This window comes from Candidatus Planktophila vernalis, from assembly GCF_002288185.1.
Lineage (GTDB): Bacteria > Actinomycetota > Actinomycetes > Nanopelagicales > Nanopelagicaceae > Planktophila > Planktophila vernalis.
The window spans coordinates 1,113,164-1,140,067 of the sequence record NZ_CP016776.1 but is presented as its reverse complement, the minus strand read 5'-3'; the positions used below and the strand labels follow the sequence as shown (position 1 = coordinate 1,140,067).

Genomic DNA, 26,904 nt, shown 5'->3' with positions numbered 1-26,904 from the left:
TTTACAAACATGGAGCGAGTAGCTAAATATTCACCGGAAGAGATAGTTGAAAAGCTTGGACTCAAGCCTGTTACAACATATCAATCCGAAATTATTAGTAGTCCACTAGAGCCTTCAGTAGTAATTGCTGGTGCTGGTTCAGGTAAGACTGAAACGATGTCTAATCGTGTGTTGTATTTGGTGGCAAATGGCTTTGTTACACCTGATCAGATCCTGGGGCTAACTTTTACGCGCAAAGCTGCAGGAGAGCTTTCTGTTCGTATTCGAAAGCGCTTACGTCAATTAGCTACTGACAAAGACTTCAAACACATTACTTCGACTGCCACATCTGTTACTACCTATCACTCCTATGCAGGCAAGCTACTAAGTGAGCATGCAATTCGCTATGGCATAGATGCAGATGCAGAGCCTTTGGGTGAGGCTGCAATTTGGCAGATTGCATCTGATATCGTGCGCAACTGGTCTGATGATTCATATCGAAATCAAAGCGCAGTCAGTACTGTCATCAAAGATTTGTTGGGGCTCTCTAAGTTAATGCTGGAGCATCAAGTAAAGGCTGAAGAGATTGAGCGTATCGGCAATGAAGTTCTATTGTCTCTACAACCTCTAACTGGAAGTAGTAACGCTGAGGTCCGTGATGTTGCTAAAGCTATGCGTCAGAGAAACTCACTGCTTCCTATGGTTGAAACCTTTATGCAAAGACGCAAAGCCGCGGGAGAGTTCTCCTTTGATGATCAGATGTCATTAGCTGCAGATATTGCTCAGAACTTTGAAGATGTTGGTGTGTTAGAGCGCGGTAAGTACAAAGTTGTTTTGCTCGATGAGTATCAAGATACGTCGCAGTCACAGGTGCGAATGCTTTCATCTCTCTATGGAGGCGGTCATCCAGTAATGGCTGTGGGAGACCCATCACAAGCTATTTACACATGGCGCGGAGCCTCTGCCGGCACCATGGCATCTTTTGCTACCTATTTCCCTAAGAACGTTGATCAAGTGGGCAATGCTCAGTTCTCTCTTCCAACAACCTTTCGCAATGATGAAATGATTTTGTCGGTTGCTAATCGCATTAGCGGTGAAATTAAGTTAGCAGGCGGGCAACAAGTTGTTGAACTAGAAGCGCGACCAAAAGCAGGCAAAGGTGAAGTTGCCTACGGAATCTTTGAAACTATTGATGCTGAAGCTCAGGCGATTACTGAATACGTTCAAAAGAATTGGGCTCCCTCAACTGGCAAGACATGCGCCGTGCTTGTGCGAAAGCGCAGTCAGATTACTGCGATAGAAGCAGCGTTGCATGAAGCTGGAATCGCAGTGGAAGTAATTGGAATCGGTGGATTGATTCACGTTCCAGAAGTAGCCGATGTTGTGACAATGTTAAAGATAATTACTGACCCTGATGCAGGTTCTGCATTGATGCGTCATTTAACTGGACCACGAATTAATCTAGGGCCACGTGACATTGCAGCGTTAGGCACATTTTCACGTGATCGCGCTAAAGCTATGCATGCTGATTCAAAGACATTTATTAAAAAGATTGCCGCCGGTAACCCAGAACAGTTAGAAGCCGATGATCAATTTGCGGGATCGATTATCGATGCCTTAGATGAAATTGCAGATGCGAAGAAGTTTGGCTTTAGCGATATTGGATATCAACGCCTGGTCCGATTTGCCAGTGACTTACGACGATTACGCGCCAGAGCTGGTGGGCAGATCACTGATCTGATTAGTGAGATCGAAAACTACTTAACCCTAGAAAGTGAAATAACTCTGCGCGATGGCAATCAATCTGGTCGCAGACACTTAGATCGCTTCCTTGATGAAGCAGCAAAGTTTGAGCGCACAGGCGGAACAGTCTCAGCCTTCCTCGTATGGCTAGATATAGCTGCCGATGCTGAAGGTGGACTAAAGGCAGGAGCACCTGAAATTCGCAGTGATGTAGTGCAGATTTTGACCATTCACATGGCAAAAGGTGCTGAGTGGGATGTTGTTGTTGTGCCCGGATTAGCTGAAGGAACATTTCCTGGTGGAAATACTGGTGATTCAGATAATTGGCTTAAGAATGAAAAACATGTGCCCTTTGAGCTGCGCGGGGATGCACATGAGCTTCCACGATTTTCTCTGCATGGCATAGAAAAGAACAGCGATGCGGCAAAGGCAATCAAAGCCTTTGGTAAGGATTGCACTAATAACATCAAGATGCGTGAAGAGATGCGCCTTGCTTACGTTGCTATCACGCGCGCTAAATCGCATCTACTCTGCACAACATCATGGTGGCGAGATGGCACACAATCTGTTGCACCAAGTGAGATCTTCACGATGATTGCAGCAGCGGCAAGCGGATTAGGTGGCTCGTTAGTAAGTGATGTTGCAGCACCTGAAGATGGCGCAGAAAACCCAACGATTGAAAATCCAACCTCTGCCCAATGGCCACGCGATCCATTAGGCAATCGTCGCCAAGCATTTGATGCTGCCATTGAATTAGTGAAATCTGCATCCATCCATTCGCTGCAAGAATCTAATTCTGATGAGGTTAACTCCTGGATTGGTGATGCTCAGGCATTGATTAATGAGCAACGCAAAGTGAAAGATCAAACTATTCGCGTCGCGCTGCCTCCACGTCTTTCCACTTCCACCCTTGTTGCCTTGCATAAGGATCCACAAGAACTTGCACTCAATATTCGCCGCCCCATGCCGCGTGGACAAGATCAATATTCACGTCGTGGTACTGCTTTCCACTTATGGGTTGAGCGCCAATTCACTGATGCAGCAACGCTCTTTGGTGATGAGTACTTGGATTACTTAGATCCGTTGGAAGAAGATTCAAAGCTGGAAGATTTGAAGAAAGCCTGGCTGGGCAGTGATTATGCTAATCGCACACCTGCCCGCGTTGAAGTGCCATTTGAGACAACTATCGGCGGCATTTTGGTGCGTGGTCGCATCGATGCCATCTATTCAACAGCTGATGGTTTTGAAGTAGTGGACTGGAAAACTGGATCAACGAAGTTGGATGCATCAGCTGCTGTGCAGTTGGCGATGTATAGATTGGCTTGGGCAAAGCTCTCAGGCACAGATATCTCAAAGATCAGTGCGGCTTTTCACTATGTTCCAACTTCTGTTACTGATCGCCCAGCAGACTTACTCGATGAAGGTGCTCTTATTGCATTAATTACAAATGCAAGTAAAGAATCGGCTTAATCAACTTCAATCTGCAGTGGTAAGTGATCACTCATTCCTGAGTGAGGGTATTGGATATGTTGAACATCTTTTGCAGTTAACTTTTGGGAAAGAAAGTAGTCAATCTGCACCTTTGGATACCAACTTGGAAATGTGCGCATAGCTGCCAGAGATCTCCACTTAAATCCGTGGGCAAATATGGCAAAAGGAATATTGAGATCTCCCATGATTAGAATCTTAGATTTATCTGTTACACCCAAAGTATTTGCCCAACGCTTAATCTTTATTAACTGGGCGAGCGAAAATCCCGGCACAAATGAAAGATGAGTATTGATAATGAGCCAGCCATTATCTAATTTGGCAGCAAGTGCACTTCGTGGATGGTCTCTGACATAGACACGTTTTAACTTTCCATCAACTGGAAATGCCATCAAGACACCAACGGGTGAGCCTTTAAGTTCTAAGCGGTGCCAGGAATCAACTGGAATCTTTGAAGCCATTCCAATTCCATAAGATCCTGGTGCTACATCACTTTTATTTGTAATGAGTTTGTTATCACTCTCAGTTGGATTTCGGTAATCTTCATCTGGTGATCCCATAAGTGATGGAGCAAAGGCCCAATCTTTTGCGCCCACAATTGAAGCAACATTGCCCGTTTGATTGTGATTACCTGATCGCTCAAGGAAGTAATCGACTTCTTGCAGGCCAATGACATCAGTGGCTAGCTGGCTAAGGGCGGCAGAGAGCAGAGCCTGCGGATCGGCGTCTTCATCGGGGGGAATGGGCAGCCCGTGCAGCAGATTCCACGATGTTATGCGCATGGGGCGATGCTAGTAGCGTTCACCCCTATGAGCGCGCGCAATCAATCCTTATCCCCGATTAATCGCGCTAGCCACCTGCGCACAGATGCCACGGCCTTAGAAGAGCTCTGGAAAAAGGCGATGATTGTTCAGATCATCGATGGGCGAATCAGTGCAACTGATGATGCTCTTGTTTTTTGTGATGCAGCCACAGTTTCTGCACAGATGGATTCATTTATAGAAGGTGATCGCTTTTTCTTAGGCCTTGGCCGCGATGACAGCACACCATATTTCGCCTGGCGAACATCGTGGATAAACGAACCTGCTACCAAAGAAGAAAAGTATGAAGGGTTTGCAACTCTTCGCGAACTGGGAAGTAGCTTGGATGAAGTTGAAATCTCCTTAGCAATGCATGCAGTTGGTCTTGCTAACTGGCATGCAACACATCCGTGTTGTGCACGGTGCGGTGCTGCCACAGTAAGTGATTTAGGGGGATCAGTACGTGTGTGTGTTGAAGACTCAACACAACATCACCCCCGCACAGATCCAGCAGTAATTGTTTTAGTAAAAGATTCAACAGACCGAATCCTGTTAGGTCATCAACCAGTATGGCCAGAAAAGCGTTTCTCAACTTTTGCAGGCTTTGTTGAACCAGGTGAATCTTTTGAAGAGTGTGTATCACGTGAAGTTTTTGAAGAAGCTGGTGTGTATTGCAACGATATTAATTACTTGCGCTCACAAGCCTGGCCTTTCCCAGCTTCAATCATGATTGCCTTTGAAGCAATTACAGATCACCCAGAAAATGCGCGACCTGATGGTGAAGAAATCACTGAGATTCGTTGGTTTACAAGAGATGAGATGAAGAAGGCTGTGGCAAGTAGTGATATTTTGTTGCCACCATCAATCTCTGTTGCTCGCAAAATGATTACAGCTTGGTATGTTGGCAAAGAAGGTTATGTTGTTAGTGATTTAACTGGTGGGGAATCCTGGCGTTAATGTCAGATCTTCGCGCAGAAGAGATTTTAGAATCTCTCGATAACGAACAAAGAGCCGTTGCTCTTGCTACACGTGGTCCTGTGTGTGTTATTGCCGGTGCTGGAACTGGAAAAACTCGAGCAATCACTCACCGCATTGCATATGCGGCAGCAATTAATGTGATGGATCCACACAAAGTATTAGCTCTTACCTTCACAGCCCGTGCTGCAGGGGAGATGCGCATGCGCCTTCGCTCACTCGGTGTGCCATCGGTTGCTGCGCGCACTATTCACGCAGCTGCTCTTAAACAGCTCACCTTTTTTTGGCCACAAGTATTTGGTGGTCGCACGCCAGATCTGATTACCTCAAAGACTGCCTTCATCACCGAGGCCATCAAGCGCGCTGAGTTAACGGGGGAGTTATCGATTACATCGCGTGATTTGATGCGAGATATCGCCTCTGAGATTGAGTGGTCAAAGGTCAGTGAAGTTGCACCAGTTGATTACTTATCTGAGCTGGGGAAGCGCACGGTAAAACCTCGAATCAATCCAGAACAAATGGCCAAGGTCTACACGGCTTATGAATCAGTTAAACACCAAGAGCGCGCGATGGATTTTGAAGATGTTTTGCTCCTTACAACGGCCATGATTGAGCAAGAGCGTGAAGTTCGTGAGCGCGTGCAGGATCAATACCGCTTCTTTACCGTGGATGAATATCAGGATATTTCACCACTGCAGCAACGTTTGATTAATGCTTGGCTAGGTTCACGCCAAGAAATCTGCGTTGTGGGTGATCCTGCACAAACAATCTATTCATTTGCTGGAGCAACTCCTGTGTTCCTCAATTCATTTACGCAGCGCTTCCCAGAAGCCGAAGTAGTTCGTCTAACAACTGGTTATCGATCAACTCCTGAAATTACTTTTATGGCTAACTCTGTTTTGCGCAAAGCTCAGATGGGCCAAGAGTTAGTTGCCCTCAATGATCATGGTGATAAGCCATCAGTAGATGCATATAACGATGAGTCTTCTGAGATTGCAGGAATCATTAGTTCAATCACTCAGTTGATTTCTCAAGGAACGGCTCCGCAGGAAATCGCAGTCTTGGCTCGTACTAACAGTCAACTCAACGCAGTTGAACGTGCGATGAATGCTGCCAAAGTTCCTTACCAAGTGCGCAATAGCGAAAGATTCTTTGATCGCTCAGATGTGCGCGAATTCCTAAAGCTTGTTCGAAACGCGTCAGTTATTCCTACCGAAGGAGTTTCCTGGCTAGATGAGCTGCGCACACTGGCGCAACCGTTTTTAACTGGAGCGCATATTGATGGAATTGCAGCGTTGTTGCACTTGGCGCGCGAGCTTGATGCAGATAGTGGCTTTACACCTAAGAATCTGCGCACATATTTACGTGAGTTAGAAGATCGTGTGCAACAAAACAACCCACCAACAATGCCTGTTACAACCCTTGCCACTTTGCATGCGGCTAAGGGTCTTGAATGGGAGCGCGTGTTTTTGATGGGAGTAAGTGAAGGCCTGCTTCCACTTGAAAACAACTCAACTACAGGTGATCAAGCATCTATTGATGAAGAGCGCCGTTTGTTTTATGTTGGAATCACGCGGGCGAAAGTAGATCTGCACATGAGCTATTCCAAGAAAGCCTCACGCTTCTTGGCAGAAGCTGGCCTTATCACCCCTTAATTACCCGTGGGTATGCGGGATTTAATTAACTTGCACGAGGTTGGCCCCATGCTTTACCCTTGCCTTTCATCGTTTTCATGGCGGAAACGAAGTGAATAGAGGGGAAGCGAATATGTCTAACAGCTCATTCGTTCCAGCAAACGCAACGCGTTCTGCTGTCATTCCTTCTGCTCATACAACCAATAAGCCTGCTGCTTGGCATACAACAAAGCCTGCGTTTTACGCAGCCTTTTATGCCGGATACGAGGCCACTGGTGGTTCTACTCGATAACATCGAATAAGAACTAGAAGCCAAAGGCCTCGAATCCACAAGGATTCGGGCCTTTTTTATTTCCCCAACAAAAGAAACCACAGCAAGACCTAACAGGAAGAAGAGGTGAGAACTATGAGCGTTCTCTTCAGTGAACTACTAGTACCAGGCTGGGCAGATGAAAAGATTGGTTTAGATGCAGTAACGGGCACCTATTCCGATGGTTCATCATTTAATTTGCCATGCCATACAGCAGATCCAGAACTCTTCTTCTCTGAAGCAGATCTTGCTATCGCAGAAGCCAAGTCCCTCTGCGGTGGATGTCCTGTGCGCGCACAATGTCTTGAAGGTGCGATATCACGTGCAGAACCTGCGGGTGTATGGGGCGGAGAACTATTTGAAGATGGTCGAGTGATTGCCAAGAAGCGCAAAGCTGGACGACCATCACTGAGCGAAGTTGCTGCACGTGAGGAAGAAGCTGCTTAACTTGCGAACAGATTCAAATTTGTTAGTGATGGCCACAAGGCAAAGAGAATTGAGATCGGCAGGATAAGGAAGACAACTGGAATCATCATGGAGATTTCAGCCTTTCCTGCCGCACTCAAAACTCGATTTCTCTGATTGCCTCTAGCCTCAACAGCATGACGTGAAAGAACTTCAATAAGTGGAGCTCCGCGCAAGGTTGCAGTAATTACGGCATCAACAAAGCGTCGAATCATCACAGACTTCACTCTGCGTCCCATTGAATCAAGTGCCACATGAAGTGGCTGGCCTGCACGAATTTCATCAATTACAACTGCAAATTCTCGAGATAGCTCTCCTTGCGCTGAATCAGCAATTCGTAACATCGCCTGCATGGGAGTTTCACCGGCTGCTATTGCAAGTGTCATCATTTCGATAATTGCAGGAAATTCTGCCTCGATTGCCACGCGGTGTTTCTTTATCTGTGAAGTTAGTTCGCGATCAATGACTACAAGAACAATGACACCGAAAATAGCGGAGAAGACAAAGGCAGATAATGGTGATTTGCCTGCCATAAGGAATAGAACCATCGCTAAAGCAGCTCCTGAGCAGCAGTATCCAAACTGGCGAATCCGGAAGTTTTGATAGTCGCGCTCACTTCGTCGACCCAACTCTTCTAATCGAGCATGAATGTTGGTTCGATCTCTACTACTTATAGCTGCTTTGCGACTCCTTGATTCCAATTCCAAAAGTGGACCAATATCGTTAAAGGCAATTAGTAGGGCTCCAGGAATGGCAAAGAGCATGGACACGAGAAGTATCTGAATCATCGAATTACTCGCTGACTTATTGAATTCCTTAAAGTTGCATGATGCGTGAACACTCTTGGAGTTTGAGGAAGTCGCCCAAGGCGGTTCATCCATAGATATGCAATCGCAGTCATTACTAAACCCGCTACTAAAATCATTCCACCAGTTGGCGTTGAAAAAGCAAGCGCAGTGCTGGGTTGTGTTGAGAGCATAAGCAATAAAATCCAAGGTGCTATTGCTGAAATATGCGCAGAGTTTTTAATCCATCCATGTTTGACTTCGATTTCACGGCGTAATGCTAAATCTTGACGGAGAAAGTCTCCTAAGGTTCTAAGAATGGACATGAGTTCGCTTCCACCAAGTGCTTTAGAAATGAGTAAAGCCTCAAATATCTGATCGCTTCCGTGATGATGAAAAAGTGATTTCAGCTCTTGTAACGCTAGTTCTAGATCAGCATGACGAAAGAGGGAGTCTCTAAACTCGGCAAAGGCTGGGCGCAGAATTTCAGGTCCTCGAGTAGCTAAACCAACGAGGGATTCTGAGAGTGATAAACCAGATTGAATCCCTGACATAAGGTGGTCAATTACTTCTGGCCAGGCAGCGATGAGATGTGATTCGCTGTGAGCACTCTTATTCTTTAGAGTTACAAAGACCGCTCCAGCCACGAGAGCCCCAAAAGCTATTGCAATCGAAAAAGAAGATGTAATAAGAAGGATTAGCCCAGTAGTCACACAAGCTGAGATAAAAACACGAATACTGTTTTTCATGGCCGGAACCAATTCGTTAAGGGGAGTCCGATAACTGCGAATTTTTCAGGATGAGGCAAACTGCCAATTCCTCTTTCATACTCAGTTCCATTCCACTGCCACAGAGTCTCTATTTCGGCGCGATCATTTTCGTATCGGCCTGTGAGTGAGGCAACTTCCTTAACTCTTCTAACTCCGTCTGAATCTAGAGAGACATGAACGATGAGGTCAATTGCTGATGCAACGGTTGGAGCAATAAATTTATGTGAGATGTTTTCGCCAGCCAGTAATGGAAGTGTCTGGAGTTTGATAACTGCATCCCGAGGTGAATTCGCATGCAATGTGCCCATGCCTGGCAGACCTGAATTAAGCGCTATGAGTAGGTCTAAAGCTTCAGCTTCACGAACTTCGCCAACAATTATGCGTGATGGCCTCATTCGAAGTGACTCTTTAATCAGGCGACGTAGAGGAATTTCTCCTTCGCCTTGCAAGTTTGCACTTCGTGTTTGCATTTGCACAACATCGGGTAGTTGAGGAGAGAGTTCAAAAACTTCTTCAATTGTTACTAATCGCTCACTACGTGGAATAGCCCCAGCCAAAGCATTAAGCAAGGTCGTTTTACCAGCTTGGGTGCCGCCACTAACAAGAATGTTAAGGCCTGCACGCACTGAATTTATAAGCGCAGTTCCAATTAAAGGACTCATCACTCCTAGATTTATAAGATCTTCAACACTCATATTTCTCATAAGGTGTTTGCGAATATTTACTGCCCAATGCTGTGCAGTGATTTCTGGGATTGCGACGTGTAAACGGCTGCCATCTGGCAGGCGAGCATCAACAAAAGGATGTGAGAGATCAAGACGACGACCGCCCCACATCAGAGCTCGCTCCACGATGTTTCGCACTTCATCAGCAGTTAACAGCAAGTTTGTGAGTTCGCTTTTACCAGCACGTGCAATGAAAATGCGCTCAGGTGAGTTAATCCAAACTTCTTCAATTGTTGGGTCACTCATATAGGGAGCTATCGCTCCAAAAGTAATGTTTAGGTCTAGGTCCATGTGTGCGAATGTATGAGGACCGCTGACATTCTTATTCAGATGCTAATTAGCGAGTGGATAAACTCATAGCATCTAGACGGTTGAGAATGGTGAGAGCTTTTTCTCCGGGAGCAAATTCAACTGTTGCACATGAGATCTGTAAGGTGTTTTCCACAGTCAATTTATGCGAGTGTAAAAGTCTGCTAAGGAGTGCCTCAACATTGCTTGCCCTGGCACGCACCAAGATTACGCATTCATTAACTCCCACTCTGGCAACACAGTCCTGTTTTCGGGTGAGATCTTTTAGGGCTTCTGAAAAGTACAAGATGTCGGCTGCGCCTATTTTTGCCTCCACAGATTCACCCTCGTTATTAGATCGATTGAAAATTACTCGTATCAAGGAAAACATTTCTCCTGTACGGTCGCTAAGGGCAATCTCTTGTTTGAGTTGTTCGTAGAAGTACGTGGGAGCAGCAAGATGCGTTTGAGAATCATGTATCCCATCGTGTGAGAAAAGAGTGTTTTCGTGGCCACGATAAGTTAATCTCTCTTCCATGACACAAGATCCTGCCAAAGCAGCCAAGGCTCGCGCACTAGTGGCAGCCCTATTGATTTTTGAATCAGCTGTGATTGCATCACTAGGTGTATGGCTCATTGTTTTGACTATAAATGCAGATAGTGTTGAAATCCGCCCACTTCTGGGAGAGTTAATTTTTATTGCTCTTGGATCTGGAGGATTGTTTGCAGCAGCAGCTGGTTATCGCAGGGGAAAATACTTTGGCCGTGCCCCAGCTTTTCTGGCAAATTTGATTGCAATTGGTGTTTCTAAATATCAATTTGACGCAGGCCTCTACATAGTCGCAATTCCTCTCTTTATTCTGGCCGTTGTAACGGTGGTTTCTGTCTTACGGGCTATTCCCGATAGACTCCCGACTTCTTAAGGACACTCACCTAAGGCGGGAGGGCATATGAGCGAGAACGATAAAGTCGCGATGCTCGGCCTGACTTATGACGATGTCCTTCTCTTGCCAGATGCATCTGAAGTTGTGCCATCTGAAGTTGATACATCTACACGTTTAACTAGAAACATCACAATCGCTGTTCCATTAGTTTCTTCAGCAATGGATACGGTGACCGAATCTGCGATGGCAATTGCGATGGCAAAAGCTGGCGGAATTGGAATCATTCACCGCAATCTTCCAATTGATGAACAAGTAACGCACGTGAAGTTAGTAAAAAACGTCGGACTTGCAGGAGCTGCCGTTGGTGTTGGCGACGATGGATTTGCTCGTGCCAAGGCACTCATTGAGGCAGGTGTTGATGTTGTGGTTGTTGATACTGCACACGGTCACCACCGCGCAGTACTTGATGCAATTTCGCGCATTAAAAAGTTTTCGCCAACAACTGAAATTATCGGCGGCAATGTTGCAACTCGCGCAGGTGCGCAAGCCCTCATTAATGCAGGAGCAGATGCAGTAAAGGTTGGCGTGGGCCCAGGTTCTATTTGCACTACACGTGTAGTTGCCGGAGTTGGTGTTCCGCAAATTACAGCAATTATGGAAGCGTCAAAAGCATGTAATAAAGCTGGCATTCCTTTAATCGCTGATGGCGGGCTTCAATATTCAGGTGACATTGTTAAAGCTTTAGTAGCTGGTGCAAATGCAGTAATGCTAGGTTCATTACTTGCTGGGTGCGAAGAAGCACCAGGTGAACTTGTTGAGATAAATGGCGTTAAATACAAGACATATCGCGGCATGGGATCTTTAGGTGCGATGCAATCACGCGGTGAAAAGAAGTCATATTCTAAAGATCGCTATATGCAAGATGATGTTCTATCTGAAGACAAACTTGTTCCAGAAGGAATTGAAGGCAAAGTTGTTTTTCGCGGGACAGTTGCTGAAGTAGTTCACCAACTTGTTGGGGGACTTCGCTCAGGAATGGGTTATGCAGGAGCTCCAGATATTGAAACTTTGCGTCGTGATGGACATTTAATTCAAATTACTGCTGCTGGACTGCAGGAAAGTCATCCTCACGATGTTGCACACATTGCTGATGCACCAAATTATCAAGGGAAAGGCCGCTAGTGAAAGAGATTGAGTTAGCTCCAGGTAAGCGTGCAAGAAGTGCGTATTCATTTGATGACATAGCAATTGTGCCAAGTCGCCGCACGCGTGATCCTGAAAATGTCTCAACTAATTGGCAAATTGATGCTTATAAATTTGCTTTGCCCATGATGGCTGCACCAATGGACTCTGTAGTTTCTCCAGAGACTGCAATTGAAATTGGACGACTTGGTGGACTCGGTGTTCTAAACCTTGAAGGTCTATGGACTCGCTATGAAGACCCACGTATTCCGCTGGGTGAAATCGCATCAATGCCAGATAAAAATGCAACTAAGCGCATGCAAGAGATTTATAACGAGCCAATTAAGCCAGCGCTAATTAAGGCTCGCATCGCACAAATCCGTGATGCTGGTGTGACTGTTGCAGCATCACTTTCACCAGCTCGCACAGCTGAACTCCATAAAGCAGTTATTGATGCCGGTGTTGATATTTTCGTGATTCGCGGAACGACTGTGAGCGCAGAACATGTGGCCGCAGAAGATGAAGCGCTGAATTTAAAGAAGTTTATTCATGAGCTAGATGTTCCAGTAATTGTCGGCGGTGTTGCAACTGCAACTGCTGCGCTGCACTTGATGCGTGCTGGTGCTGCTGGAGTCCTAGTTGGTTTTGGTGGCGGAGCAGCACACACAACGCGTAAAGTTTTGGGAATTGAAGTACCAATGGCATCGGCTGTCGCTGAAGTTGCATCTGCACGTCGTGAATATCTTGATGAATCAGGTGGACGTTATGTTCATGTGATTGCAGACGGAGCAGTTGGTCGCAGCGGTGATATCGCTAAGGCAATTGCATGCGGTGCGGATGCAGTCATGATGGGTTCTCCACTTGCTAAAGCCACAGAGGCACCAGGACTTGGATGGCACTGGGGATCAGAGGCACATCACCAAGTTCTCCCACGTGGAGAGCGCGTAAACGTTGGAACTGTTGGAACGTTAGAAGAGATTTTGCTTGGACCATCACACACTTCTGATGGATCAATGAATTTGTTTGGTGCTCTCCGCCGTGCAATGGCTACATGTGGTTATTCAGATGTGAAGGAGTTCCAGCGCGTAGAGGTACTTATTCACCGTGCCTAATGATCGCGGCGTACTTGTAGTCGATTTTGGGGCGCAGTATGCCCAGTTGATTGCACGCCGTGTTCGGGAAGCTCATGTCTATAGTGAAATTGTCCCTTCAACAATTACTGCAGCGCAAGTTCGTGAGAAGAATCCTTCAGCAATTATTTTATCTGGCGGACCTTCAAGTGTTTACGCCGAAAATGCTCCGCAATTTGATGCTGCAATTCTTAGCTTAGGAATTCCAACTTTCGGAATTTGTTATGGCTTTCAAGTAATGGCTGCTGCCCTTGGTGGAGTTGTTAGTCAGACTGGTAAATCAGAGTTCGGTCGTACGGACGTTAGCGTGCAATCTGCTTCAAAGATTTTTAGCGGTCTTCCAGCCCAGCAAAAAGTATGGATGTCACATGGTGATGCTGTAACAACTGCTCCTGCTGGATTTAGCATCTGTGCTGTCACTGCTGACACACCAATCGCAGCCTTTGAAGATGCAACAGGGCAAATGGCTGGAGTTCAATTTCACCCAGAAGTTTTACATAGCGAACATGGTCAAGCAATCCTTCGCAATTGGTTAATCAACACCGCAAAGTGCGATGCAACGTGGACTACTGGAAACATTGCACAGACTGAAGTAGCTAAAGCCAAGCAAGTAATTGGTGACAAAAGAGTAATCTGTGGATTATCTGGTGGAGTAGATTCAGCGGTTGCCGCAGCCATTATCCAAAAAGCAGTCGGCAAGCAGTTAACATGTGTTTTTGTTGATCATGGGCTATTGCGTAAAGGTGAGGCTGAGCAAGTAGAGCGAGATTTTGTTGCCTCAACTGGAGTTCAGTTAGTTGTTATTGATGCAAAGAAGCAGTTTTTGGATGCACTTAAGGGTGTAACTGATCCTGAAGAGAAGCGAAAGATTATTGGCCGTGAGTTCATTCGATCATTTGAGGCTGCAGCCCGCGATATTGCGGCGGGTGGGGATGTTGAATTCTTAGTGCAGGGTACGTTGTATCCAGATGTAGTTGAGTCCGGTGGCGGCAGCGGAACTGCCAACATCAAATCCCACCACAATGTTGGCGGATTGCCAGATGACTTGAAATTCACTTTAGTTGAACCACTTAGAACTTTGTTTAAAGATGAAGTTCGACAGGTGGGGTTGGAGTTAGGGCTACCTGAAGAGATTGTTTGGCGTCAACCATTTCCTGGCCCAGGTCTTGGAATTCGCATAGTTGGTGAAGTAACGCAAGAGCGTCTTGATTTATTGCGCGAAGCAGATGCAATTGCCCGCTTTGAGTTAAAGGCCGCTGGACTTGACCGCGATATTTGGCAATGCCCAGTGGTGCTCTTGGCCGAAGTTCGAAGTGTTGGCGTGCAGGGGGATGGACGTACTTATGGTCATCCAATAGTTTTGCGCCCTGTATCTAGTGAAGATGCAATGACTGCTGATTGGTCTCGCGTACCATATGAAGTTCTAGAGAAGATTTCGACTCGTATAACTAACGAAGTGCGTGAAGTGAATAGAGTCGTGTTAGATGTGACAAGTAAACCGCCAGGAACGATTGAATGGGAATAGATGTGAAGAAGTTATCTTTAGTTTTAGCAGTGGCATTAATGTCAGTATTCTCAATTGCACCGATTCAAGCAGCAGAGAAGCCAACAACAGTTCCTGGATGTAAGACACCAACTGCTAAGGCCCATGCTCCAGCAACTGTTAAAGAGCCTATGTCAGTTGCAAAAGCGCTCCCTAAGACAATGACTATTGATACCAATTGCGGAGCAATAGTGATTTCACTGCTCACAAATAAAGCGCCGTTGACGATTACTAAGCTCTCAGCACTTGCAAGAGCAAAATACTTCGATTTATCGTTTTGTCACAGACTCACAACTGAAGGTCTATTTGTATTGCAATGTGGAGATCCAACCGCTTCTGGTTCTGGAAACCCAACAGGCTGGAAAGGATATAAAGATGAAAATCTTCCAGCCAACAAAGCCAACAACTATCCAGTAGGCACAGTTGCCATGGCTAACTCTGGTCCAGGCACAAATGGTTCACAGTTTTTCATTATTTATGCAGACACCACTCTTGGCCCTAATTACACAATCTGGGGCAAGGTAACCAAGGGGTTGGATTTAGTGAAGAAAATTGGCGCTGTCGGTGCCTACAAACTTAATGCCAGCGACAATAAGCCTTACTACGCCAACGATGGTTTTCCAATCCAAACTGTGGAAATAAGAAAAGTTAGCGTTAAATAATTAATTCGTGTTAACTATTTTAAAAGCTTCAGCAATACGACCTTCAGGCAATCCACCAAGTCCAGCATTACGCTGACCCCACTCGCGGACCATATTCTCTAATTCTGGGTTATGAGCGGTTTGAGATGCATGTGCTTGTAACGCCTTTATCTTCAAATCAAAAGTATCAGTGATGTCTACAAAGTGATCTGGGTTTGCATAGGCACTTACCCACACTTCTTTTACTCGCCATGGCTGTAAACCTTCTTGATCAAGTAAATCTGTAAATGCAAAAGGATTTCGTGCATCTGGATACACCGCTTGAATTGCTGCCTCACCTGCAGCTAAATGGTCCGGGTGACTTGCACCAATGCGATCCCAGTTTCTTTCAGGACTTTGGCAAACCATGCGATCTGGTTGCGATTTGCGTATCTGTCGCACTAAATCTTTTCGAAGACCAATAGTTGCTTCAAGATGACCATCGACGTAATTAAGAAAAGTAATATCGGTAACACCGATTGCTGCACCAGCTGCACGTTGTTCACGTTGTCTAATCGCAGGCATCTCTTCTTTTGTGAAACCAGACTCTTCGCCACCTTGATCACCATTAGTGCAAAAGACATAGGCAACTTCAATGCCCTTCTTGACCCACTGGGCAATGGTTCCTGATGCTCCAAAATCTGAATCATCTGGGTGGGCACTAACGACCAAGACTCGCTTGATCTCACTATCGGCGATGGGTTCCATGTCGCTTAGCCTAATAGACTCATCACCATGACGAGTACTGATCCGCTGCTAGCTGGGCTCAACCCTCAGCAAGCAGAAGCAGTTACTCATGCAGGTGGTCCATTACTTGTTGTGGCCGGTGCTGGTTCCGGTAAAACTCGTGTTTTAACGCGTCGAATTGCATATTTAATGTCACGGCGAAATGTCGCTCCGTATCAAATTCTTGCTATCACCTTCACCAATAAAGCTGCCGGAGAAATGAAAGAGCGCGTTGCTGAATTGGTAGGACCAATTGCAAAATCAATGTGGGTTTCTACTTTCCACTCAGCCTGTGTTCGCATCTTGCGGCAAGAAGCTATGCGCCTTGGCTATAGCAACTCTTTCTCTATTTATGATTCAGCAGATTCGCTGCGCCTGGTCACAATTGTTGCTAAAGAACTCAACTTAGATGCCAAGCGTTACCCAGCCCGTCAGTTCCAAGCAATGATTTCAAATGCGAAAAATGAACTTCTTGGGCCACAAGATTACATAAATGCAGCCAGCAACCAATTTGAACAAGTAGTTGCTGATGTCTATACGATCTATCAACAACGGTTACAGCGTGCCAACGCTATGGATTTCGATGATTTGATTCTAAAAACAGTTGAAGTACTACAGCGTTATCCAGAAGCCAAAGCCCGTTTTAGATCACGCTTTCGTCATGTATTGGTAGATGAGTATCAGGACACAAATCATGCCCAATACATATTGGTTAAAGAGCTAGTTGGCACAGAAGCCGAAGGTATTCCACTTGCCGAGCTATGTGTGGTGGGAGATGCCGACCAAAGTATTTATGGCTTTCGTGGTGCAACCATTCGCAATATCCTGCAGTTTGAACTTGATTACCCAAATGCCAGCACAGTTTTGCTTGAGCAGAATTATCGGTCAACTCAAAATATTTTAAATGCAGCTAACGCAGTCATTACTCGCAATGAAAGCCGCAAAGAAAAGAACTTGTGGTCCGATGCCGGATCTGGTGCACCTCTTGTTGGCTATGTGGCCGAGAGTGAACATGATGAAGCAGTTTTTATTGCTGATGAAATTCGACAATTGCAAAAGGAATCAAAATCCCAACCCGGCGATACGGCAATTTTCTATAGAACAAATGCCCAGTCCCGTGTTTTTGAAGAAGTATTCATGCGTAATGCACTGCCTTATAAGGTCGTAGGCGGTTTGCGCTTCTATGAGCGCCGAGAAGTCAAAGACTTGCTTGCCTATTTGCGCGTCTTGGCCAACCTAGAAGATGAGATTTCTCTGCGACGCATTATCAATGTCCCTAAACGAGGCATCGGTGATACATCTTTAGATTATGTGGATGCGTTTGCAAACGCGAACTCCATTTCATTTTGGCAAGGTTTGCTTCGTTGCTCTGAAGCTCCAGGATTACCCTCACGTGCTGCGCAAGCGATTAATGATTTCACCTCAATGATCAGCGCTTTAAATGTCTTAGTTGAAGCAAAAACCAGACCATCAGTCATTGTTGAAGCTGCTCTTGAACAATCTGGGTTGCTAAAAGAATTAGCCGATAGCGTTGATCCACAAGATGAAGTACGAGTTGAAAACTTAAAAGAATTAGTCGCGGTTTCAATGGAGTATGAAGAGCGACCAATTGAGGAATTAGGCGAAGACGAAGAAATCTCCTTAGCTGGTTTTCTAGAGAAGGTCTCTTTGGTAGCTGATGCCGATGAGATTCCAGAAGGTGAAGACCATGGCGGTGTCGTGACAATGATGACTTTGCATACTGCTAAGGGACTTGAATTCCCAACTGTTTTTCTCACGGGAATGGAAGATGGAATCTTTCCTCATTCGCGCACTCTTGGTGAAAAAGATGAAATTGAAGAAGAGCGCCGACTTGCCTACGTTGGCCTCACTCGTGCACGTCAACGTTTATATATTTCACGTGCTGAATATCGCTCAACTTGGGGTGCACCAAATTACAATCCACCATCACGCTTTCTTGATGAGATTCCTGAAGATGTTATTGAGTGGCGCAATCAAGGTGGTGCATCTCTAACACCGTCACTAGTTCGTAAATCTCGTGTGGCATCAGCGCCACCACCACGAGCAACAGGTAAGAAGATTTCAGTAATGGAGCTTCAAATTGGTGATCGTGTGTCACATGACACATTTGGTTTGGGCTCTGTAGTTGCAGTTGCCGGGGAGGCAGAAAAGGCTGAAGCCACAATTAACTTCGGTCAGTACGGAGAGAAGCGATTACTACTGCGCTATGCACCCGTCGAGAAGCTCTAGGATTAGGGCCTAATTAGAATGTGGAGCACCAGTGGATCTCTTTGAATATCAAGCTCGCGATCTCTTTGAAAAACATGGCGTACCTGTCTTGGCAGCTGCAATTGCAACTACTGCCGATGAGGCACAGGTTGTGGCAACAAAGATTGGTGGCAAAGTAGTTGTTAAGGCTCAAGTAAAAGTTGGTGGCCGAGGAAAAGCAGGCGGAGTAAAGCTTGCAGAAAATCCAGCAGATGCTCGTGAAAAAGCCGGTGCAATTCTTGGAATGGATATCAAGGGTCACATCGTTCGCACAGTAATGATTGCTGCAGCTGCACCGATTGAATCTGAATACTACTTAGCAATTTTGCTAGATCGCTCTAACCGCACATTTCTTGTTATGGCATCAGTATCTGGCGGAATGGATATTGAAGAAGTAGCTCACACTGCTCCTGAAAAGCTTGCAAAGATTCCAGTATCTGCAGTTGATGGAATTAGCGCAGCTAAGGCTAAAGAGATTATTAGTGCAGCTAATTTCCCAGCAGATGTTGCTGATCAAGTTGCCAGCGTCCTTGTGAAATTGTGGGAAGTCTTCCAGTCAGAAGATGCAACTTTGGTTGAAGTTAACCCACTGGTTAAAACTAAAGATGGCAAAGTTATTGCACTCGATGGCAAAGTAACTCTTGATGACAATGCAGATTTTCGTCAACCAGATCATGAAGCACTCATAGATCAAGCTGCTGAGAATCCACTAGAAGCTGCAGCTAAGGAAAAGGGTCTTAACTACGTCAAACTAGAAGGCGAAGTCGGAATTATTGGTAATGGTGCTGGTCTAGTAATGAGCACATTAGATGTTGTTGCTTATGCTGGAGAAAAGCATGGTGGAGTCCGCCCTGCGAACTTCCTCGATATTGGTGGAGGCGCATCGGCTCAAGTGATGGCCGACGGTCTTTCAATTATTTTGGGTGATAAAGATGTGAAGAGCGTTTTTGTTAACGTATTCGGTGGAATCACTGCATGCGATGCCGTGGCAACAGGAATCGTTCAAGCCCTTGAATTACTTGGCTCAAAGGCAACTAAACCAATCGTTGTTCGCCTTGATGGCAATAACGTTATGGAAGGCCGAGCAATTTTGAATAAAGCAGCACACCCATTGGTGCAGCAGCTAGACACAATGGATGGCGCAGCTGATCGTGCTGCAGAATTGGCGGCAAAGTAAATGTCTATCTTCTTAAATGAGAACACCAAGGTAATTGTCCAGGGAATGACTGGTTCTGAAGGAACCAAGCACACCCGTCGTATGTTGGCCTCTGGCACAAAGATTGTTGGTGGAGTTACACCTGGCAAAGGTGGACAGGTAGTCGATATTGATGGCCACCAACTTCCAGTCTTTAATACCGTTGCCGAAGCAATGAGTGCAACTGGTGCTAATGCATCAGTAGTTTTCGTTCCACCTAAGTTTGCTAAAGCTGCAGTCATTGATGCCATTGATGCTGCTATGCCTTTAGTAGTTGTGATTACTGAAGGAATTCCAGTTCATGACTCTGCAAGTTTCTATGCCTATTCACTAACTAAGGGCACAACTCGTATTGTTGGTCCTAACTGCCCAGGTTTGATTAGCCCAGGAAAATCCAACATTGGAATTATTCCGGCAGATATCACTGGTGCTGGACCGATTGGTTTGGTTTCTAAATCAGGAACTCTTACTTACCAAATGATGTATGAGCTTCGAGATATCGGTTTTAGTACAGCAGTAGGTATTGGTGGAGATCCAGTTATTGGAACTACACATATTGATTGCCTTCGTGCATTCCAAGATGACCCTGATACCAAAGCAATTGTGATGATTGGTGAAATTGGTGGCGATGCAGAAGAGCGCGCAGCTGCATTTATCGCCGAGTATGTGACTAAGCCAGTAGTTGGTTATGTTGCAGGCTTTACAGCACCTGAAGGAAAGACAATGGGTCATGCTGGTGCCATTGTTTCTGGTTCTTCAGGAACTGCTCAAGGAAAGAAAGATGCTCTTGAAGCAGCTGGTGTGAAAGTTGGTCAAACTCCAAGTGAAACCGCGCGTTTATTGCGCGCGATCCTAGGCCGCTAAGACCATGTTTGGCCGCGTACTTGGAACCACTATGGTCCAAGTCGCGCGCAGCATTGCCTTTGTTCTATTCCCAATTTCTTTCATAGCACTCCTTGCTTGGGCAACTGCTGGAAGTGCAACTGGAAATACGGGAGATCCGCTGCGTGCAGCGCTATGGATTTGGCTAGGTGCGCATCAAGTACCGTTTTCTCTAGCTCTACCACCAGCAAATATCGCTGGATATCTCTCCTACTTGCCATTAGGCGCAGTTATATTGCCAATTTTTGCAATCCGAAGTGGAATTAATCGTGTCATCGATCGCCTAGATAACGACACGTCATTACTGCCATTGGCTCGACTTCTTTTTGCCATTGAGTACAGCGTTGCCGCAATGCTTCTTTCTTATTTCTCATCAACACAATCTATTAAGCCAGTTTGGTATTTAGCGCCGATCTTTGTCTTCCCACTAGTACTCGTTACTGCAGCAACAGTTGGGCGCCGTTTGGTTTTTGGTCAGGCAGTTTTATATGGTTCAAGAGCTTTAGCGCTATTGCTCGGCATTTCTTCAATTATTCTAGGAATTTCAATATTCACTCATCTCTCAACCGTTAAGAACTTAACGACAGTTCTAGAGCCTGGAATATTAGGTGGGTTGCTGCTACTCCTACTTAACATTCTCTATATTCCAAATGCAGTGGTTGCAACCTTGGGCTATTTCTCCGGTGCTGGTTTTGCCGTTGGTTCAGGAACAATGGTTGCGCCGTGGAGATTTGACCTTAATTCAATTCCAGCTTTTCCATTGCTCGGTGCGTTGCCAACGGGTAAGTCACTCTTTGCTCTCTTTGGAATTGTTCTAGTTATTCTGACAGGAGCCTTACTTGCTAGTTGGACTATTGATTTGAATATGAAAATCTTGGTTCAGAGTTTGGTTGTTAGCGCGCTTATGTGTGTAGTAATTGGAATTGCAGGAAGCGGAGCTCTTTTAACTGATGCGATGTCTGCTGTTGGAGTTTCACCTTGGAAATTCACACTGACATTGGTAGCTGAACTATCCCTGGGTGCATTTCTGGCCCTGTATTTGCCTCGTCTTGGAAGGCGCTAATGGCTGCTCGTGTTGTGTTGTTGGCTTCAGGTTCAGGCTCTCTTGCCCAAGCAATAATTGATGCAGAAGAACTTGATATTGAAATTGTTGCACTCATTAGTGATAACCCTGATGCACACGCTCTAACACGGGCAAAGGAAGCTAACATCCAGACCTTTGTCATACCTATGAAGAATTCACGCGATGAGTGGAACCAAGGAATCATTCAAACAGTAGTTTCACTATCTGCTGATCTCGTTGTGAGCGCAGGCTTTATGCGAATTTTGCCTGCAGATTTTGTGAATCGCTTTCCAACTATTAATTCTCATCCCGCCTTACTGCCACAGTTTCCTGGTGCCCATGCCGTCCGTGATGCCCTGGCTGCTGGAGTTCTAGTTACTGGCACAACGGTCCACTGGGTTGATGATGGCGTTGATACAGGCCCAATCATTACTCAGATGGAAGTACCAGTGCTGCCAGGAGATGATGAGGCCACACTTCATGAGAGAATTAAGAAAGTTGAACGCGGTCTCATTGTTGCGACCATCGCCCTGATTCTTCCAACTTTGGAGCGCAATGTCTGATCGCAAATCTATTCGTAGAGCACTGGTAAGTGTCTATGACAAAGAGCGCTTGCTTGAAATAGGAAATGCTCTCAGTGGTGCTGGGGTTGAAATTCTTTCAACTGGATCAACTGCAAAAACATTACAAGCTGCCGGTATTACAGTGACAGAAGTAAGTGCATACACGGGTTTTCCAGAGATTATGGGTGGGCGAGTAAAGACCCTGCATCCACGCGTGCACTCAGGAATTTTGGCGGATCAAAATAACCCAGAGCATTTAGCGGCAATTAAAGATTTAGATATCGAACCTTTTGATTTAGTAATTATCAATCTTTATCCATTCGCTGCCACCATCGCATCAGGGGCAGACTTTGCAGAATGCATAGAACAAATTGATATTGGTGGTCCCTCCATGCTGCGAGGGGCTGCTAAAAACCATGGTTCTGTTGCTGTTATTTGCAGGCCTACACAATATGACCAGTTGCTCTCTGCAATTAAAGCCGGGGGATTCACACAATCAGAGCGTAAAGAGTTAGCACTAGAGGTTTTTAGAACTACAGCTGAATACGATTTAACGATTGCCAATTGGCTGGGTCAAAGCGATGAACTGCCCGAATGGTTTGGACGGATTTGGCATCGTGAGAATGTTTTGCGTTATGGGGAGAATCCTCATCAAAGCGCAGCGATTTATTCAGGTGGCCCTGTTGGAATTGTGAATGCAGTTCAACTACATGGAAAAGAGATGTCATTTAACAACTACACCGATGCAGAATCTGCATGGAGGGCCGTTCTCGATCATCGCGACCCAGCAGTTGCAATTATGAAACATGCAAACCCTTGTGGGATTGCAGTGTGTGCACTTGGAGTTGCAGTTGCTTACCAGCATGCCCATGATTGTGATCCAGTTTCTGCCTATGGTGGGGTAGTAGCTGCGAATCGTAAAGTGGATCTTGCAATGGCAACACCACTTTCAGATATTTTCACCGAAGTATTAATTGCTCCTGATTATGATGAAGATGCATTAGAGCTTCTCATGAAAAAGCCTTCAATTCGAATTCTAAAGTGTGCAGTTCCTGAAATTGCTCCACTTGAACTGCGCCCTGTATTAGGGGGAGTTCTTCTTCAAGAGACTGATTTGATTGATGCACCAGGAGATTCACCAAGTAATTGGAAGCAAGTTAGTGGTGGACCAGTTGATGAACAAACTATGAAAGATCTCGAGTTTGCATGGCGAAGTGTGAGAAGTGTTAAAAGCAATGCGATTTTGTTAGCAAAAATGACTTCTTCAGTTGGAATTGGTATGGGTCAAGTAAACCGGGTTGATTCTGCGAAATTAGCTGTTGATAGAGCAGGCGAGCGAGTAAAAGGCTCTGTTGCTGCAAGTGATGCTTTCTTCCCATTTGCTGATGGGTTACAGATCTTGATCGATGCTGGAGTGGTTGCAATAGTGCAACCAGGTGGAAGCGTGCGTGATGAAGAGGTGATTGCAGCAGCAAAAAAGGCTGGTATTGCGATGTTCTTCACAGGCGTACGGCATTTCTCTCACGCCTAAACGGCTATTAGGATGAGCGCTATGAGCGCACAAATTCTGGATGGAAAAGCATTAGCTTCAAAAATCAAAGGCGAATTAGCTATCCGCGTTACTGAACTTAAATCACGCGGAATCACTCCAGGTCTTGGAACAGTCCTTGTGGGTGATGATCCAGGATCACATTCATACGTTGGTGGAAAACACCGCGACTGCCATGAAATTGGTATTAACTCAATTCGCGTGGATCTTCCAGATAGCGCAAGTGAAGCCGATGTTATGGCGGCGATTAAAGATTTGAATTCATCTAAAGAATGCACCGGCTACATCGTGCAGCTTCCATTGCCTAAGGGAATTAACACTCAAAGAGTCCTAGAAGCAATTGATCCATCAAAGGATGCTGATGGTTTGCACCCAATGAACTTAGGCCGCTTAGTTTCAGGTTATGACGCACCGCTACCTTGCACACCTCATGGAATTGTTGAACTCTTAACTCACTATGGAATTAGTACCAAAGGCGCCGAAGTAACTGTCATTGGACGTGGATTAACTGTTGGCCGACCTCTTGGATTATTGCTCACTCGCAAACAAGAAAATGCGACTGTAACTTTGACACACACTGGAACTAAAGATTTAACAATGCATACCAAGAACGCCGACATCATTGTCGCTGCAATTGGACAAGCACATTTCTTGAAAGCTTCAATGATAAAGCCGGGCGCTGTAGTAATTGATGTTGGTATTTCTCGCACTGATAAAGGCTTGCTTGGTGATGTTGATCCATCTGTGATGGATGTGGCTTCATGGGTTGCGCCAATGCCAGGTGGAGTTGGACCAATGACGCGCGCGATGTTAGTTAAGAATGTTGTTGATGCATGCGGATAAATGATCGTCTCTTAACTCTTGCTAGCAATGTCGCAATCCTGATTGGGATTGCATTAGGCATATTTGGAGTAGTGCGAGGTGCGTCACTTTTCATCGCTGCTGGAACCGCAGGGATGGCCATAAAGGCTCGGAATCAACGTAAATTCGAGTTTTATTTCCCACTACTAATAGCTATAGCCCTATTTGCTCTGGCAATTGCACTTCCTCGCTGAGGGTAGAGTTGGGCGTATTGAGCGAACATAAGGAGTACGCCATGGGCGGAAAAGTCACAGTAGTCGGTGCAGGTTTTTATGGTTCAACAACTGCGCTTCGTTTAGCCGAGTACAACATCTTCGACACCGTCGTTTTAACTGACATTCTTGAAGGTAAGCCTGAAGGTCTAGCCCTTGATATGAACCAGTCTCGTTCAATTGAAGGTTTTGAGACAAAAATTATTGGCGCAACAACATCACCTGACGGTGCTGGTTATGAAGCAACAGCTAACTCTGATGTAGTTGTCATTACTGCAGGACTTCCACGCAAGCCCGGCATGAGCCGTATGGATCTCATCGGTGTTAACGCGGGAATCGTTCGCGGAGTGGCCGAAAACATTGCTAAGCATTCTCCTAATGCAGTAATCATTGTGGTTTCAAATCCACTCGATGAAATGACTGCCCTTGCTCAGCTTGCAACTAAGTTTTCAAAGAATCGCGTTATGGGCCAAGCAGGAATGCTCGATACTGCCCGCTTTACTAACTTTGTTGCCGAAAAGCTGGGCGTTAAAGTTGGTTCAGTTAAGACTCTCACTCTAGGTTCACACGGTGACACGATGGTTCCAGTTCCAAGTCGTTGCACAGTAGATGGCAAGGCCCTAAGTGATTTGCTATCACAAGTTGAAATTGATGAATTAGTTGATCGCACACGCAATGGTGGCGCTGAAGTTGTTGCACTTCTTAAGACAGGATCTGCCTACTACGCACCATCTGCAGCAGCTGCCAGAATGGCAAAAGCTGTTATTGAAGATTCTGGTGCGGTAATGCCAGTGTGTGCATGGGTTGATGGCGAATATGGAATTTCTGGTGTCTATCTAGGCGTTGAAGCAGAGATTGGCCGTAGTGGAATCAAGAAAGTTGTTGAAAGTAAGTTGACCGATTCTGAAGTTGAAGCCCTCAAGGCAGCAGCTGAAGCGGTTCGTGCAAAACAAGCAGACGTACAAACACTCTAAGGGAGCGCGTTACATGGCCAAGATCAAAGTTGAAGGCACTGTTGTTGAACTAGATGGCGACGAGATGACTCGCATCATCTGGCAGTTCATCAAAGACTCATTAATCCTTCCTTATTTGGACGTCAATCTTGAGTACTACGACCTTGGTATGGAAAACCGTGATGCCACAGATGATCAAGTAACTATTGATTCAGCTCATGCAATTCAAAAGCATGGCGTTGGCATTAAGTGCGCAACTATTACTCCTGATGAGGCCCGCGTTGAAGAGTTTGGTCTTAAGAAGATGTGGAAGTCTCCTAATGGAACTGTCCGTAACATCTTGGGCGGTGTAATTTTCCGTGAGCCAATCATTATTAGCAATGTTCCACGTTTAGTTCCACACTGGACTAAGCCAATTGTTATTGGTCGCCACGCATTTGGTGATCAGTACCGTGCAACAGATTTCAAGGTTCCAGGTCCAGGCAAGCTCACAATGTCATTTGTTCCAGAAGATGGATCTGCGCCAATCGAGCACACTGTCTATGACTTCAAGTCATCAGGTGTTGCCATGGGTATGTATAACTTGGATGAATCAATCCGTGATTTTGCTCGTGCATCTTTGAACTACGGACTAATCCGTAAGTATCCAGTTTATCTCTCAACAAAGAACACAATTTTGAAGGCCTACGACGGTCGATTCAAAGATATCTTTGAAGAGATTTACCAAGCAGAGTTCAAGAGCGCATTTGATGCTGCAGGCATTTGGTATGAGCACCGTCTCATCGATGACATGGTTGCCATGTCACTTCGTATGGAAGGTGGCTATGTCTGGGCATGTAAGAACTATGACGGCGACGTTCAATCAGACACCGTTGCTCAGGGTTATGGTTCACTCGGGTTAATGACTTCAGTTTTGATGACACCAGATGGAAAGGTTGTTGAATCTGAAGCTGCACACGGCACTGTTACTCGTCACTACCGTGATCACCAAAAGGGCAAGGCGACTTCTACAAATCCAATTGCATCAATCTTTGCGTGGACTCGTGGTCTTGCACACCGTGCAAAGCTAGATAACAACGCCGATCTTGCTAAGTTCTGCGACACCCTCGAGCGCGTTTGTATCGAGACTGTTGAGCAAGGCAAGATGACTAAGGATTTATCACTGTTGATTTCAAATGATGCTCCATATCAAACTACACAGGAGTTCTTGAATTCAATCGATGAAAACCTAAAAAAAGCTATGGCATAAAA

At 45.6% G+C, this 26,904-nt stretch carries 26 protein-coding genes; 20 read left to right on the top strand and 6 right to left on the bottom strand.

Features of this window, described 5'->3' with window-relative positions; all coding sequences use genetic code 11:
• The first annotated feature begins 9 nt into the window (after positions 1-9).
• On the top strand, positions 10-3,192 hold the full coding sequence (locus tag A7sIIA15_RS05970) for an ATP-dependent helicase (protein ID WP_095686233.1): 3,183 nt from the start codon (positions 10-12) through the stop codon (positions 3,190-3,192).
• Here the strand turns inward: A7sIIA15_RS05970 and A7sIIA15_RS05965 are convergent.
• The gene (locus A7sIIA15_RS05965) at positions 3,189-3,992 is read right to left on the bottom strand and encodes an endonuclease/exonuclease/phosphatase family protein (RefSeq protein WP_095686232.1); all 804 of its coding nucleotides are present in this window, start codon (positions 3,990-3,992) and stop codon (positions 3,189-3,191) included. The genes A7sIIA15_RS05970 and A7sIIA15_RS05965 overlap by 4 nt on opposite strands.
• Positions 3,993-4,019: 27 nt before the next feature.
• Between A7sIIA15_RS05965 and nudC the strand changes: the two genes are divergently transcribed.
• The 4 genes from nudC (at position 4,020) to A7sIIA15_RS05950 (ending at position 7,376) form a co-directional block, all read left to right on the top strand.
• Positions 4,020-4,967, top strand: a complete 948-nt coding sequence (gene nudC / locus A7sIIA15_RS05960) for an NAD(+) diphosphatase (RefSeq protein ID WP_095686231.1) — start codon at positions 4,020-4,022, stop codon at positions 4,965-4,967.
• Positions 4,967-6,640, top strand: coding sequence for an ATP-dependent helicase (locus tag A7sIIA15_RS05955; RefSeq protein ID WP_095686230.1), 1,674 nt, complete (start codon positions 4,967-4,969; stop codon positions 6,638-6,640). Before nudC ends, A7sIIA15_RS05955 begins: the two co-directional genes overlap by 1 nt.
• A 112-nt stretch (positions 6,641-6,752) precedes the next feature.
• Complete coding sequence (locus A7sIIA15_RS07110) at positions 6,753-6,911, top strand: hypothetical protein (RefSeq protein ID WP_190279124.1); 159 nt, start codon at positions 6,753-6,755, stop codon at positions 6,909-6,911.
• Positions 6,912-7,025: 114 nt separating this feature from the next.
• Positions 7,026-7,376: a WhiB family transcriptional regulator gene (locus tag A7sIIA15_RS05950; RefSeq protein WP_095658056.1), complete on the top strand. Its 351-nt coding sequence runs from the start codon at positions 7,026-7,028 to the stop codon at positions 7,374-7,376.
• Here the strand turns inward: A7sIIA15_RS05950 and A7sIIA15_RS05945 are convergent.
• The 4 genes from A7sIIA15_RS05945 to A7sIIA15_RS05930 are packed head-to-tail and all read right to left on the bottom strand — an operon-like array spanning position 7,373 to position 10,500.
• Positions 7,373-8,182: a type II secretion system F family protein gene (locus A7sIIA15_RS05945; RefSeq protein WP_190279123.1), complete on the bottom strand. Its 810-nt coding sequence runs from the start codon at positions 8,180-8,182 to the stop codon at positions 7,373-7,375. The genes A7sIIA15_RS05950 and A7sIIA15_RS05945 overlap by 4 nt on opposite strands.
• Positions 8,179-8,928 carry a type II secretion system F family protein gene (locus tag A7sIIA15_RS05940; RefSeq protein WP_095686228.1) on the bottom strand — a complete coding sequence of 250 codons (750 nt, stop codon included), beginning with the start codon at positions 8,926-8,928 and terminating at the stop codon, positions 8,179-8,181. The genes A7sIIA15_RS05945 and A7sIIA15_RS05940 overlap by 4 nt, the downstream gene beginning before the upstream one ends.
• Positions 8,925-9,965, bottom strand: coding sequence for a TadA family conjugal transfer-associated ATPase (locus A7sIIA15_RS05935; RefSeq protein ID WP_095686227.1), 1,041 nt, complete (start codon positions 9,963-9,965; stop codon positions 8,925-8,927). The genes A7sIIA15_RS05940 and A7sIIA15_RS05935 overlap by 4 nt, the downstream gene beginning before the upstream one ends.
• A gap of 46 nt (positions 9,966-10,011) precedes the next feature.
• Positions 10,012-10,500 carry a diguanylate cyclase domain-containing protein gene (locus A7sIIA15_RS05930; protein WP_190279122.1) on the bottom strand — a complete coding sequence of 163 codons (489 nt, stop codon included), beginning with the start codon at positions 10,498-10,500 and terminating at the stop codon, positions 10,012-10,014.
• Here A7sIIA15_RS05930 and A7sIIA15_RS05925 point away from each other — a divergent pair.
• Genes A7sIIA15_RS05925 through A7sIIA15_RS05905 form a run of 5 tightly spaced genes read left to right on the top strand, consistent with a single transcriptional unit; the run spans position 10,499 to position 15,363 of the window.
• Positions 10,499-10,885, top strand: coding sequence for a hypothetical protein (locus A7sIIA15_RS05925; protein WP_095686225.1), 387 nt, complete (start codon positions 10,499-10,501; stop codon positions 10,883-10,885). The genes A7sIIA15_RS05930 and A7sIIA15_RS05925 overlap by 2 nt on opposite strands.
• A 27-nt stretch (positions 10,886-10,912) precedes the next feature.
• Positions 10,913-12,028, top strand: a complete 1,116-nt coding sequence (gene guaB, locus A7sIIA15_RS05920; RefSeq protein WP_095686224.1) for an IMP dehydrogenase — start codon at positions 10,913-10,915, stop codon at positions 12,026-12,028.
• Positions 12,028-13,140, top strand: coding sequence for a GuaB3 family IMP dehydrogenase-related protein (locus A7sIIA15_RS05915; protein WP_095686223.1), 1,113 nt, complete (start codon positions 12,028-12,030; stop codon positions 13,138-13,140). Before guaB ends, A7sIIA15_RS05915 begins: the two co-directional genes overlap by 1 nt.
• The gene (guaA, locus tag A7sIIA15_RS05910) at positions 13,133-14,683 is read left to right on the top strand and encodes a glutamine-hydrolyzing GMP synthase (RefSeq protein ID WP_095686222.1); all 1,551 of its coding nucleotides are present in this window, start codon (positions 13,133-13,135) and stop codon (positions 14,681-14,683) included. Before A7sIIA15_RS05915 ends, guaA begins: the two co-directional genes overlap by 8 nt.
• Complete coding sequence (locus A7sIIA15_RS05905) at positions 14,674-15,363, top strand: peptidylprolyl isomerase (protein WP_223298245.1); 690 nt, start codon at positions 14,674-14,676, stop codon at positions 15,361-15,363. Before guaA ends, A7sIIA15_RS05905 begins: the two co-directional genes overlap by 10 nt.
• Here A7sIIA15_RS05905 and A7sIIA15_RS05900 read toward each other — a convergent pair whose 3' ends face one another.
• Positions 15,364-16,089 carry a PIG-L deacetylase family protein gene (locus tag A7sIIA15_RS05900; RefSeq protein ID WP_095686221.1) on the bottom strand — a complete coding sequence of 242 codons (726 nt, stop codon included), beginning with the start codon at positions 16,087-16,089 and terminating at the stop codon, positions 15,364-15,366.
• 27 nt (positions 16,090-16,116) lie between these two features.
• Between A7sIIA15_RS05900 and pcrA the strand changes: the two genes are divergently transcribed.
• Genes pcrA through A7sIIA15_RS05850 form a run of 10 tightly spaced genes read left to right on the top strand, consistent with a single transcriptional unit; the run spans position 16,117 to position 26,902 of the window.
• The gene (pcrA, locus tag A7sIIA15_RS05895; RefSeq protein ID WP_095686220.1) at positions 16,117-18,357 is read left to right on the top strand and encodes a DNA helicase PcrA; all 2,241 of its coding nucleotides are present in this window, start codon (positions 16,117-16,119) and stop codon (positions 18,355-18,357) included.
• Between the two features lie 31 nt (positions 18,358-18,388).
• Positions 18,389-19,552: an ADP-forming succinate--CoA ligase subunit beta gene (sucC, locus tag A7sIIA15_RS05890; RefSeq protein WP_095686219.1), complete on the top strand. Its 1,164-nt coding sequence runs from the start codon at positions 18,389-18,391 to the stop codon at positions 19,550-19,552.
• Complete coding sequence (gene sucD / locus A7sIIA15_RS05885; protein WP_095686218.1) at positions 19,553-20,434, top strand: succinate--CoA ligase subunit alpha; 882 nt, start codon at positions 19,553-19,555, stop codon at positions 20,432-20,434.
• A gap of 4 nt (positions 20,435-20,438) precedes the next feature.
• Positions 20,439-21,515, top strand: a complete 1,077-nt coding sequence (locus A7sIIA15_RS05880) for a cell division protein PerM (protein WP_095686217.1) — start codon at positions 20,439-20,441, stop codon at positions 21,513-21,515.
• Positions 21,515-22,078: a phosphoribosylglycinamide formyltransferase gene (gene purN / locus A7sIIA15_RS05875; protein ID WP_095686216.1), complete on the top strand. Its 564-nt coding sequence runs from the start codon at positions 21,515-21,517 to the stop codon at positions 22,076-22,078. The genes A7sIIA15_RS05880 and purN overlap by 1 nt, the downstream gene beginning before the upstream one ends.
• Entirely contained in the window at positions 22,071-23,609 is a 1,539-nt protein-coding gene (gene purH, locus A7sIIA15_RS05870) for a bifunctional phosphoribosylaminoimidazolecarboxamide formyltransferase/IMP cyclohydrolase (protein ID WP_095686215.1), read from the top strand. The genes purN and purH overlap by 8 nt, the downstream gene beginning before the upstream one ends.
• A gap of 21 nt (positions 23,610-23,630) precedes the next feature.
• Complete coding sequence (locus tag A7sIIA15_RS05865) at positions 23,631-24,470, top strand: bifunctional methylenetetrahydrofolate dehydrogenase/methenyltetrahydrofolate cyclohydrolase (RefSeq protein ID WP_095686467.1); 840 nt, start codon at positions 23,631-23,633, stop codon at positions 24,468-24,470.
• Complete coding sequence (locus A7sIIA15_RS05860; RefSeq protein WP_095686214.1) at positions 24,461-24,682, top strand: hypothetical protein; 222 nt, start codon at positions 24,461-24,463, stop codon at positions 24,680-24,682. Before A7sIIA15_RS05865 ends, A7sIIA15_RS05860 begins: the two co-directional genes overlap by 10 nt.
• Before the next feature lie 41 nt (positions 24,683-24,723).
• Positions 24,724-25,674 (top strand): malate dehydrogenase, encoded by a 951-nt coding sequence (gene mdh / locus A7sIIA15_RS05855; RefSeq protein ID WP_095686213.1) that lies wholly within the window; start codon positions 24,724-24,726, stop codon positions 25,672-25,674.
• A gap of 13 nt (positions 25,675-25,687) precedes the next feature.
• On the top strand, positions 25,688-26,902 hold the full coding sequence (locus tag A7sIIA15_RS05850) for an NADP-dependent isocitrate dehydrogenase (RefSeq protein ID WP_095686212.1): 1,215 nt from the start codon (positions 25,688-25,690) through the stop codon (positions 26,900-26,902).
• Positions 26,903-26,904: the final 2 nt, after the last annotated feature.

Bases quoted from the DNA above. Each gene is read 5' to 3' on its own strand.
- A7sIIA15_RS05970 (WP_095686233.1), top strand. From the start codon at position 10: ATGGAGCGAGTAGCTAAATATTCACCGGAAGAGATAGTTGAAAAGCTT.
- A7sIIA15_RS05965 (WP_095686232.1), bottom strand. From the start codon at position 3,992: ATGCGCATAACATCGTGGAATCTGCTGCACGGGCTGCCCATTCCCCCC.
- nudC (WP_095686231.1), top strand. From the start codon at position 4,020: ATGAGCGCGCGCAATCAATCCTTATCCCCGATTAATCGCGCTAGCCAC.
- A7sIIA15_RS05955 (WP_095686230.1), top strand. From the start codon at position 4,967: ATGTCAGATCTTCGCGCAGAAGAGATTTTAGAATCTCTCGATAACGAA.
- A7sIIA15_RS07110 (WP_190279124.1), top strand. From the start codon at position 6,753: ATGTCTAACAGCTCATTCGTTCCAGCAAACGCAACGCGTTCTGCTGTC.
- A7sIIA15_RS05950 (WP_095658056.1), top strand. From the start codon at position 7,026: ATGAGCGTTCTCTTCAGTGAACTACTAGTACCAGGCTGGGCAGATGAA.
- A7sIIA15_RS05945 (WP_190279123.1), bottom strand. From the start codon at position 8,182: ATGATTCAGATACTTCTCGTGTCCATGCTCTTTGCCATTCCTGGAGCC.
- A7sIIA15_RS05940 (WP_095686228.1), bottom strand. From the start codon at position 8,928: ATGAAAAACAGTATTCGTGTTTTTATCTCAGCTTGTGTGACTACTGGG.
- A7sIIA15_RS05935 (WP_095686227.1), bottom strand. From the start codon at position 9,965: ATGGACCTAGACCTAAACATTACTTTTGGAGCGATAGCTCCCTATATG.
- A7sIIA15_RS05925 (WP_095686225.1), top strand. From the start codon at position 10,499: ATGACACAAGATCCTGCCAAAGCAGCCAAGGCTCGCGCACTAGTGGCA.
- A7sIIA15_RS05930 (WP_190279122.1), bottom strand. From the start codon at position 10,500: ATGGAAGAGAGATTAACTTATCGTGGCCACGAAAACACTCTTTTCTCA.
- guaB (WP_095686224.1), top strand. From the start codon at position 10,913: ATGAGCGAGAACGATAAAGTCGCGATGCTCGGCCTGACTTATGACGAT.
- A7sIIA15_RS05905 (WP_223298245.1), top strand. From the start codon at position 14,674: ATGGGAATAGATGTGAAGAAGTTATCTTTAGTTTTAGCAGTGGCATTA.
- A7sIIA15_RS05900 (WP_095686221.1), bottom strand. From the start codon at position 16,089: ATGGAACCCATCGCCGATAGTGAGATCAAGCGAGTCTTGGTCGTTAGT.
- pcrA (WP_095686220.1), top strand. From the start codon at position 16,117: ATGACGAGTACTGATCCGCTGCTAGCTGGGCTCAACCCTCAGCAAGCA.
- sucD (WP_095686218.1), top strand. From the start codon at position 19,553: ATGTCTATCTTCTTAAATGAGAACACCAAGGTAATTGTCCAGGGAATG.
- A7sIIA15_RS05880 (WP_095686217.1), top strand. From the start codon at position 20,439: ATGTTTGGCCGCGTACTTGGAACCACTATGGTCCAAGTCGCGCGCAGC.
- purN (WP_095686216.1), top strand. From the start codon at position 21,515: ATGGCTGCTCGTGTTGTGTTGTTGGCTTCAGGTTCAGGCTCTCTTGCC.
- purH (WP_095686215.1), top strand. From the start codon at position 22,071: ATGTCTGATCGCAAATCTATTCGTAGAGCACTGGTAAGTGTCTATGAC.
- A7sIIA15_RS05865 (WP_095686467.1), top strand. From the start codon at position 23,631: ATGAGCGCACAAATTCTGGATGGAAAAGCATTAGCTTCAAAAATCAAA.
- A7sIIA15_RS05860 (WP_095686214.1), top strand. From the start codon at position 24,461: ATGCGGATAAATGATCGTCTCTTAACTCTTGCTAGCAATGTCGCAATC.
- mdh (WP_095686213.1), top strand. From the start codon at position 24,724: ATGGGCGGAAAAGTCACAGTAGTCGGTGCAGGTTTTTATGGTTCAACA.
- A7sIIA15_RS05850 (WP_095686212.1), top strand. From the start codon at position 25,688: ATGGCCAAGATCAAAGTTGAAGGCACTGTTGTTGAACTAGATGGCGAC.